At 71.0% G+C, this 3,172-nt stretch carries 3 protein-coding genes; 2 read left to right on the plus strand and 1 reads right to left on the minus strand.

Annotated elements, in window-relative coordinates; genetic code table 11:
• On the plus strand, positions 1 to 1,373 hold a 1,373-nt coding region (gltA, locus tag FDZ70_08425), incomplete at its 5' end, for an NADPH-dependent glutamate synthase (protein TLM72401.1).
• A gap of 58 nt (positions 1,374 to 1,431) precedes the next feature.
• Complete coding sequence (locus tag FDZ70_08430) at positions 1,432 to 2,202, plus strand: response regulator transcription factor (GenBank protein ID TLM72402.1); 771 nt, start codon at positions 1,432 to 1,434, stop codon at positions 2,200 to 2,202.
• A 9-nt stretch (positions 2,203 to 2,211) separates the two neighbouring features.
• Here FDZ70_08430 and FDZ70_08435 read toward each other — a convergent pair.
• A partial coding sequence (locus FDZ70_08435) for a DUF711 family protein (protein TLM72403.1) occupies positions 2,212 to 3,172 on the minus strand: 961 nt, incomplete at its 5' end.

A 3,172-nucleotide genomic window follows, 5' to 3' on the forward strand; every position in this document is an offset into this window, starting at 1 on the left:
AGCGGGCCTCCGACTTCGACGAGGTCAACCTCGGGTACTCGGAGGACGATGCGCTCGCCGAGGCGGCGCGCTGCCTGCAGTGCCGCAACGCGACCTGCATCGAGGGCTGCCCGGTGCAGATCGACATCAAGTCCTTCATCGCGCGGATCACCGCCGGCGACCATCGCGGGGGCGTGGAGGTCATCAAGCAGCGAAACGCCCTGCCGTCGGTGTGCGGGCGCGTCTGCCCGCAAGAGACGCAGTGCGAGGCCGCGTGCGTGCTCGCGAAGAAGGGCCAGCCGGTCGCCATCGGCTGGCTCGAGCGCTTCCTCGGCGACCGTGACATCGCGTGCGACCTCGAGCATCGCTGCCTGCCGGAAGTTGGCGAGGACTCCGGCTTCCGCTGCGCCGTCGTCGGTTCGGGCCCGGCGGGGCTCGCGTGCGCGGGCGAGCTGCGGCGGCTCGGCCACGGGGTGACGGTCTTCGAGTCGCTCCACGCCCCGGGCGGCGTGCTCAGCTACGGCATCCCGGAGTTCCGCCTGCCCGCACGTATCGTCGCCGCCGAGGTCGGGATGCTCGAGGCCGCCGGAGTCGAGATCCGCTGCGACTCGGTCGTCGGCGCGACCTACACCCTCGACGACCTGCGCGCCGAGGGTTTCGACGCGGTCTTCTACGGCGTGGGCGCGGGCCTGCCGGTGTTCCTCGGTGTGCCCGGGGAGAACCTGAACGGCGTGTACTCGGCCAACGAGTTCCTCACGCGCGTGAACCTGATGCGAGCGCACGAGTTCCCGCACTCGGACACGCCCGTGTGGCGCGGGCGGCGCGTGGTCGTGGTAGGCGGCGGGAACGTCGCGATGGACGCGGCGCGCACGGCGCTGCGCCTCGGCGCCGAGGAGGTGGTGCTCGCGTACCGCCGTACGGAGGCGGAGATGCCCGCGCGCGTCGAGGAGGTCGAGCACGCCAAGCAGGAGGGCGTGCGCTTCGAGCTGCTCTGTTCGCCGGTCGAGGTCCGCGGACACGACGGCTGGGTGACCGGGTTCGTCGCGCAGCGCATGGAGCTCGGCGAGCCCGACGAGTCCGGCCGCCGCGCGCCGGTCTGCGTGCTCGGCAGCGACTTCGAGATCGAGTGCGATACCGTCATCCCGGCAGTCGGCACACGCGCGCATCCGCTGCTCAAGGCTGCCGCGCCCGGGGTCGAGCTGACCGCGCGCGGCTACGTCGCCGCGGACGAGGACGGCGCCACGAGCCTGCCCGGCGTCTACGCCGGAGGAGACATCGTGACCGGCGCGGCTACGGTCATCCTGGCGATGGGGGCGGGGAAGAAGGCCGCGCGCGCCATGGACGATAGGCTCCGCTCTCCCGACAGCGCGGTAGAATCGGGCGACGTACGGTAATATCCGGAGTGTGAGCGTACCGGCAGCCGCCCCCTCAGGGGCGGTCTTTGAGACGGCGATGGACACGAGACCCAACGAGAGCCCCGAACACCCGATCTGCGTGCTCATCGTCGACGACGATGCCGCCGTGGTCGAGATGGTGCGCCTCGGGCTCGAGACCGACGGCATGCGCGTCCACGGCGCCGGCGACGGCGGCGAGGCGCTCGACGTGCTCCGCGCCGAGCCGATCGACGTCGTCATCCTCGACATCATGATGCCGCGTGTCGACGGCTGGATGGCGCTGATGGAGATCCGCAACGACCCCATCACCGCCGACATCCCCGTCATCATGCTGACCGCCAAGACGCAGGACCTCGCGAAGATCCTTGCGTTCAAACAGGGCGTTCAGCAGTACGTGACCAAGCCGTTCAACCTGCTCGAACTCTCGGCGCGGGTACGCGGGCTCGTGAAGGGCCGCCGCGCGGTCTCGGCCGCGGCACACGCGGCAGGCGAGACCGAGTTCCGCAAGCTCGCGGTGCGCAAAGGCGGCAGGACGGTACTGCTGTCGCTCGACGAGATCGTCTTCATCTCGGCGCGCAACAAGTCGACCTACGTGCACACCTACGAGAACCAGTACCTCGTCGACCTGACGCTCACCGACCTCGAGCAGCGGCTCGGGCGGGAACCGTTCGCGCGCGTGCACCGCAGCTACATGGTGAACCTGAACAAGGTCAAGGAGATCGTGCGCGGCGAGGGCGGCTACGTCGTGGTCGCCGCGGACCGCGACGAGACGCAGATCCCCGTGGCCCGCCGCCAGGTCAAGGAGTTCCGCGAGGCCGTCGGGATCTAGGCGGCGGCCTCAGTTCTTCAGGCCGCGCAGCGGCGCGGGGAAGCGTCCGCCCCGGCGTACGAGTCCTGCCGCCGACGTCGTCCCGACCGCCATCACCGGCGCTTCACCGAGCAGGCCGCCGAACGACACGGTGTCGCCCACGCCCTTGCCCGCCGCCGGTATGAGCCGCGCCGCGGTCGTCTTGTCGTTGACGACGCCGATCGCGCACACGTCGCCGATGATGCCGGCGATCGTCTCGGCGCTCGTGTCGCCCGGCAGCGCGATCATGTCGAGGCCCACCGAGCAGACGCTCGTCATCGCCTCGAGCTTCTCGATGGTGAGCACGCCCTCTCGGGCGGCGCGGATCATGCCCGCATCCTCCGAGACGGGGATGAACGCGCCCGACAGCCCGCCGGTCGAACTCGTGCCCATCGCGCCGCCCTTCTTGACGGCGTCGTTGAGCAGGGCGAGCGCCATCGTGGTGCCCGGCCCGCCGCAGCGCTCCAGGCCCATAGCCTCGAGGATCCCAGCCACGGAGTCGCCCTCGGCGGGGGTGGGCGCGAGCGAGAGGTCGACGATGCCCATCGACACGCCGAGCCGCTTCGCCGTCTCGCGCGCGATGAGCTCACCCACGCGCGTGATCTTGAACGACGTCGCCTTGACGGCCTCCGCCACCGCGGTGAGGTCCGCATCGCCCGGCAGGCGCGAGACGACCGCGCGCACGACGCCCGGACCCGAGATGCCCACGTTGACGACGGCGTCGGCCTCGCCGGCGCCGTGCACCGCGCCGGCCATGAACGGGTTGTCCTCGACCATGTTGCAGAAGACAACGAGCTTGGCACAGCCGATGGAGTCGCGGTCCGCGGTGGCCTCGGCGGTCGCCTTCACGACCTCGGCCATGCGCAGGACGGCATCGACGTTGATGCCCGCGCGGGTGGACGCCACGTTGACCGAGGCGCACACCCGCTGCGTCGAGGCGAGCGCCGCGGGG

It is taken from the genome of Actinomycetota bacterium (assembly GCA_005774595.1).
In the GTDB taxonomy this organism is placed as follows: domain Bacteria; phylum Actinomycetota; class Coriobacteriia; order Anaerosomatales; family D1FN1-002; genus D1FN1-002.